General features: G+C 71.0%; 7 protein-coding genes. All 7 read right to left on the bottom strand.

Annotated features, from left to right (window positions below; all coding sequences use genetic code 11):
- On the bottom strand, positions 1-1,848 hold a 1,848-nt coding region (trbE, locus tag ABTU92_RS21355; RefSeq protein WP_408093639.1), incomplete at its 3' end, for a conjugal transfer protein TrbE.
- An 8-nt stretch (positions 1,849-1,856) separates the two neighbouring features.
- The gene (locus ABTU92_RS21350; RefSeq protein WP_408093638.1) at positions 1,857-2,129 is read right to left on the bottom strand and encodes a VirB3 family type IV secretion system protein; all 273 of its coding nucleotides are present in this window, start codon (positions 2,127-2,129) and stop codon (positions 1,857-1,859) included.
- A complete protein-coding gene (locus ABTU92_RS21345; protein ID WP_408093637.1) occupies positions 2,126-2,461 on the bottom strand; it encodes a TrbC/VirB2 family protein in 336 nt (111 codons plus the stop codon). The genes ABTU92_RS21350 and ABTU92_RS21345 overlap by 4 nt, the downstream gene beginning before the upstream one ends.
- Complete coding sequence (gene trbB, locus ABTU92_RS21340) at positions 2,458-3,393, bottom strand: P-type conjugative transfer ATPase TrbB (RefSeq protein ID WP_408093636.1); 936 nt, start codon at positions 3,391-3,393, stop codon at positions 2,458-2,460. The genes ABTU92_RS21345 and trbB overlap by 4 nt, the downstream gene beginning before the upstream one ends.
- A gap of 439 nt (positions 3,394-3,832) precedes the next feature.
- The gene (pqqE, locus tag ABTU92_RS21335; RefSeq protein WP_408093635.1) at positions 3,833-4,903 is read right to left on the bottom strand and encodes a pyrroloquinoline quinone biosynthesis protein PqqE; all 1,071 of its coding nucleotides are present in this window, start codon (positions 4,901-4,903) and stop codon (positions 3,833-3,835) included.
- Position 4,904: 1 nt separating this feature from the next.
- Positions 4,905-5,204, bottom strand: a complete 300-nt coding sequence (gene pqqD, locus ABTU92_RS21330; protein WP_408093634.1) for a pyrroloquinoline quinone biosynthesis peptide chaperone PqqD — start codon at positions 5,202-5,204, stop codon at positions 4,905-4,907.
- A partial coding sequence (pqqC, locus tag ABTU92_RS21325) for a pyrroloquinoline-quinone synthase PqqC (protein WP_408093633.1) occupies positions 5,201-5,948 on the bottom strand: 748 nt, incomplete at its 5' end. The genes pqqD and pqqC, both read right to left, overlap by 4 nt.

Genomic DNA, 5,948 nt, shown 5'->3' with positions numbered 1-5,948 from the left:
GATCAGCCCCTCGGTCTCGTAGGCCTGCACGTCGGATGCGCCGATCCGTTCGGCTTCGGCGTCGAGGAGCCGCCCCCACGCTCCGCCGAGGCAGTACGGCTTCAGCGCCTGCTTCAGGCCGGCGGATTGCAACAGCACCGTGAGCCCGGTGAGGGTCCGCTCGTTCACGGGCGCCGAGGCGAGCGACGTCAGGGCCGACCAGACGTGCTCCTTGGCGTCGGGCGTGACCGTCACGCCCTCCCGGTCGAGGATCGCGGCGAGCCATTCGGACGCCCAGGCGCGTTCGGCCGGATCGTCGATCGCGAACAGGGGCGCCAGCGCGACCGACTCGGTCGCGTCCTCGGAGAGCCCGCCGCCGAGATCGTGCCAGTCGCCGCCCATGGCAAGCACCGCCGCGCGGATCGAGCCGCCGAAGTCGAAGGCGAACACCTGGGCGCCAGGGTAGCGGCGGAACTGCAGCGCCATGAGCGCGAGCAGCACGCTCTTGCCGGCGCCGGTCGGGCCGATCACCAGTGTGTGGCCGACATCGCCGACATGAAGCGACAGCCGGAACGGCGTCGCGCCCTCGGTCCGGGCGAACAGGAGCGGCGGTCCGTCGAGGTGCTGGTTCCGCTCCGGTCCAGCCCAGACCGCCGACAGCGGGATCATGTGGGCGAGGTTGAGGGTCGAGATCGGCGGCTGGCGCACATTGGCGTAGACGTGCCCGGGCAGGCTGCCGAGCCAGGCCTCGACGGCGTTCAGGCCCTCCAGCATGCAGGTGAAGCCGCGGCCTTCGATCACCTTGGCGGCGAGCCGGAGCTTCTCGTCGGCGCCGCTCGGGTCGTCGTCCCAGACGACGACGGACGCGGTCACGTAGGCCTCGCCGGCGAGGTCGGCGCCGAGCTCCTGGAGAGCGGCGTCGGCATCGAGCGCCTTGTTGTGGGCATCGTTGTCGAAAAGCGTCGACGCCTCGTTGGTGATCGCCTCCTTCAGGATCGCGGCGACCGACTTGCGCTTGGCGAACCAGTGGCGGCGGATGCGGCCGAGCACCTTCACGGCATCGGTCTTGTCGAGGCAGATCGCCCGGGTCGACCAGCGGTACGGGAAGGCGAGCCGGTTCAGCTCGTCGAGGATCCCGGGCCAGGTCGCAGACGGAAACCCGGCCACCGTGAGGACCCGCAGATGCGCGCTGCCGAGCCGCGGCGCGAGGCCGCCCGTGAACGGCTCGTCGACCAGGATCGCATCGAGATACATCGGCACCTCGCGGACCCGCACCCGGTGCCGCCGCGTCGAGACGCAGGCATGCAGCCAGGTCAGCGTCTCGCCGTCCGACAGCCAGGCGGCCTCCGGCACGAATCCATCGATCAGGGCGAGGACCCGATCGGTGCGGTCGATGAAAGTCGTGAGCACCTCGTTCCCAGACGCACTTCCGTCAGGGGTGCGGCCCTCGTACAGCCAGGCCTCGGCGCGCGCGGCCTCCTCGGCCGGCGGCAGGAACAGAAGCGTGAGGTGGTAGGCGCTCTCGAAGTGCCTGCCCTCCTCCTCGAACTGGGCCCGGCGCTCGGCGTCGACCAGCGCCGAGGCCGGGTCCGGATAGATGCTGGCCGGATAGTCCTGCGCCGGAATACGGCTCGCCTCGACGAAGACGGCCCAGCCGGAGCCGAGCCGGCGCAAGGCATCGTTCAGCCGGCCGGCGACGCCGACCAGCTCGGCCGGTGTCGCCGACTCGAGGTCCGGGCCCCGGAATCGCGCCGTGCGCTGGATCGAGCCATCCTTGTTCAGGACGACGCCTGGTGCGACCAGGGCCGCCCAGGGCAGGAAGTCGGCGAGACGCTGCGGCTTGTTGCGGTATTCGGCGAGGTTGAACATCGAACAGCTCAGGCACCGAGGTGGGTGGGGTAGCGCAGATGCCGACGCACGACGTCGACGAACAGCGGATCGCGCCTCGCCGCCCACGCCGCCACGCCGTGCCCGACGAGGCCGAGCACCAGGCCGACGATCCACAGGCGCAGGCCGAGGCCTATCGCGGCGGCGAGCGTTCCGTTGAGGATTGCGATCGGACGCGGCGCCCCGGCGAGCAGGATCGGGTCGGTCAGGGCGCGATGGACCGGTGCCTCGAAGCCTGGGACCAGGTCGGTGCTGGTCGTCACAGCAGCGCTCCGCCGCCGAACGAGAAGAAGGACAGGAAGAACGAGCTCGCCGCGAAGGCGATCGACAAGCCGAACACGATCTGCACCAGCCGGCGAACGCCGCCCGACGTGTCGCCGAAGGCGAGCGTCAGGCCGGTCATGATGATGATGATCACGGCCATGATCTTGGCGACGGGCCCTTCGATCGATTGCAGGACCTGCTGGAGCGGCTGCTCCCACGGCATGTTCGAGCCGGCCGCATGGGCCGGGGCCGCCATCAATGCGAGCACGGCGGCCGAGGTCGTCGTGAGAACGAAGTTGCGGATGGGATTCGTCGCGGTCGCGATGGTCATGCGGACTCTCCTGTCGTGAGCGTGGTGGCCGGTGAGAGGACGTAGTCGCCGGCCGGGCCGAGGCCGGATACCGCGGCGAGCTCGATGAGACGGCGTTCGCTGCCGCGGCCGGCCAGGACGGCGATCACGTCGATGGTCTCGGCGATGAGGGCGCGCGGGACGGTGACGACCGCCTCCTGAACGAGCTGCTCGAGACGGCGCAGCGCCCCGAGCGCCGTTCCGGCATGGATGGTCCCGATCCCGCCAGGGTGGCCAGTCCCCCAGGCCTTGAGAAGGTCGAGCGCCTCGGCGCCGCGCACCTCGCCGATCGGGATGCGGTCGGGGCGAAGCCGCAGCGACGAGCGCACGAGATCGGCGAGCGACGCGACGCCGTCCTTGGTCCGCAACGCGACCAGGTTTTTGGCCCTGCACTGAAGCTCGCGCGTATCCTCGATCAGCACGACCCGATCGGTCGTGCTCGCGACCTCGGCCAGCAGCGCGTTGACGAGCGTCGTCTTGCCGGTCGAGGTGCCGCCGGCGACCAGCACGTTGCGGCGTCGCGCGACGGCGTCACAGAGAGTTGCCGCCTGTTCGGCCGTCATGATCCCGGCGGCGGCGTAATCGTCGAGCGTGAAGACGGCAACCGCTGGCTTGCGGATCGCGAATGCAGGGGCAGCGACCAGCGGCGGGATCAGACCCTCGAACCGCTCGCCGGTCTCCGGCAGCTCGGCCGACACCCGTGGCGACGCCGCATGCACCTCGGCGCCGACGTGATGCGCCACCAGACGGACGATCCGTTCGCCATCGGCAGCGGACAGATGCTCGCCGGTGTCCGTCAGGCCCTCGGCGAGCCGATCGACCCACAGCCGACCGTCCGGATTGAGCATGACCTCGACGACATTCGGATCGGCGAGCCAACCGGCAATCGACGATCCCAGCGCGGTCCGCAGCATCCGCGCTTGTCGCGCCGAAGCCTCGGTTCTGCTCTCCTGCCGCCCCACCTTGCCGCCCCCCGGTCAGGCTCGCCGACATGGGCGAGCACCGGGGCCGATTAAGAAAGGCCACTGACTGCGAGGCGCAACAAGCGAGTCGTCCGCGTAGTGCGGTGGAGTGGAATGACAGGAGATCGGCGAGTACCACTTCGATCGCCTCGTTGGTGCAAACAAGCAGGCCGAGGTCGGCATCGCTGTGTGCCCCTGGTACCGCAGCTTCCTATGAGACAGCCGCGATGGTGGCAGGCGATCGTCACGGCGGTGCGCGAGGGCCGCGCCGTCTAGGACATTGCAGCAGGATGATCGGCTGGACGCTGCCGATCACGGCGGCGAGACGACGTGGCGCGATCCCCACTCTAGGGAAGGAGCGCCATCTCGGCTGGCACCTGCGCGAGCGGGATCAGCCGCGCCAGCGGATCGGCGCGTCGTCCGTCGCCGCGGCCAGGCCGACGACGATCGCGTGGTGCGGTGACAGCCGGCAGGCCGGATCGGTGGCGCGCGCGTCGCCGGTGAGCGCGAGGGCCTGGCACCGGCAGCCGCCGAAGTCGCGGTCGCGCCACGCGCAGCTCGCGCAGGGCTCGCGCATCCAGTCGGTGCCGCGGAACGCCGCGAAGGCCGGTGACGTGCGCCAGATGCGATCGAGCGGCTGGTCGCGCACCGACCAGAACGCCAGTCCCGGAATGGTCTGGGCGGCGTGGCACGGCAGCACCAGGCCGGAGGGCGTCACGTTCAGCGACCGGCGCCCCCAGCCGCCGAGGCACGGCTTCGCGAGGCCGGCATGGTGGTCCGGCATCACGGCCTCGACGATCAGACGGCCGCGCACGGCCTCGCGCGCCACATCGAGCGCGGCGGCGGCGGTCGCGACCTGATCCGGGGTCGGCATCAGGGCGGAGCGGTTGGCGAGCGCCCAGCCGTGATACTGCGCGTGGGCGATCTCGACGCGGCCGGCGCCGAGCGCCTCGGCGAGCGCGACGATCGCCGGAATGCGGCCGATATTGCCGCGGTGGATCACGCAATTGACGGTGAGCGGCAGGCCCAGCCGGACGGCCTCCTCCGCGATCCGGCGCTTACGCGCGAACGCCCCCGGCCGGCGGGCGATGCGATCCGCCTCGCCCGGGTCGACGTCCTGGATCGAGACCTGGACGTGATCGAGGCCGGCCTCGACGAGCGCGGCGAGCCGCTGCTCGGTGAGGCCGACCGCCGACGTGATCAGGTTAGTGTAGACGCCGGCCGCCCGTGCGGCAGCGACGAGGTCCACGAGATCGGGACGGAGCACCGGCTCACCGCCCGAGAGATGGAGCTGGAGAACGCCGAGCGCCGCAGCCTCGTGGAACACCCGGCTCCAGGTCGCCGTGTCGAGTTCGTCGGTGCGCGGCTCGAGCGAGAGCGGGTTGGAGCAGTAGGGGCAGCCGAGCGGACAGCGATGCGTCAGCTCGGCGAGCAGCCCCAGCGGCGGCGGCAGCGCATCCACGTCACAGATCCACGAGGTGCTTGTCGGCGAGCGCCCGGAGCAGCGTCGCGACATCGCCCGCGATCCTTTCGCGCGGGGCCTGATAGTGACTCGCGAGGGCGTCGACGAGCTCGGTCATGGTCGCACTGCCATCGCAACGCCCCAGGATGTCGGCGGCGACGGGGTCGAGCTTCAGAATCCGCTCGGGCGCGAGCAGCACCGGGCCGCCGTGCGCCGCGCTGTTCGTCAGCCGGACGCCGCGGGCGAGCCGCGGCCGCGCATCCGCCGGAAGCGCGCCGTTCTCCATGCCGCTCTCCATCATGTCGCCTCCGGGACGACGGGAGCGCCGGTGTCACGGGCGTCCGGCACGAAGGCGCTCGGCGGGATGTGGCCCGGAGTCACATAGGCCGCGTAGAGCGCGTCGAGCATCGTCCACAGCACTTCGCACTTGAACACCAGCGCGTCCTGGACCTGCCGCTGCAGCACCGGCGTGGTCGCGTGCGCCTTGACGTAGCGGAGCGCGAACGCGCTGTCGCGCGACGCCTGCGGCGGCCGCGCCTGGAAATAGGCGAGCGTCTCCGGCGTGACGAAGTCGTAGTGCTTCAGCATGCCGTCGATGCGCTCGCCGATGACGGCGGGCGAGAACAGCTCGGTGAGCGACGACGCGATCGCCTCCAGGAGCGACCGGCTGCGGACGAAATCCAGATAGGCGAGTGCCGCGAACCGGCTCGCCGGCAACGCCTGCGTCTGCGAAACGACGGTCTCGCGCGCGAGGCCGAGGCCGTCGGTCAGCGTCAGCCAGCGGGCGAGACCGCCCTCGCCGCCTCGTCCATCGCCGCCCTCGCCCTCCTCGTTTTCGCTGCCGCCGTCGTGATCGACCAGCCGGCTGCGCCAGGCCCGCCGCACCGCCGGGTCGTCGCAGCGGGCGATCAGGGCGGCGTCCTTGAGCGGGATCACGGCCTGGTAGCAGTAGCGGTTGAGCGCCCAGGCCTGGACCTGACCGCGACTGCAACGGCCGCCGTGCAGCATCCGGTGAAAGGGATGTTTGTCGTGATAACGACGCGCG

This window comes from Rhodoplanes sp. SY1, assembly GCF_046000175.1.
In the GTDB taxonomy this organism is placed as follows: Bacteria; Pseudomonadota; Alphaproteobacteria; order Rhizobiales; family Xanthobacteraceae; genus Rhodoplanes.
Note: the sequence above shows the minus strand (reverse complement) of the source record. Positions and strands in the feature narration are given on the sequence as shown.

Coding starts and splice junctions, on each gene's coding strand:
- ABTU92_RS21345 (WP_408093637.1), bottom strand. CDS start 2,461: ATGACCATCGCGACCGCGACGAATCCCATCCGCAACTTCGTTCTCACG.
- trbB (WP_408093636.1), bottom strand. CDS start 3,393: ATGCTGCGGACCGCGCTGGGATCGTCGATTGCCGGTTGGCTCGCCGAT.
- pqqD (WP_408093634.1), bottom strand. CDS start 5,204: ATGATGGAGAGCGGCATGGAGAACGGCGCGCTTCCGGCGGATGCGCGG.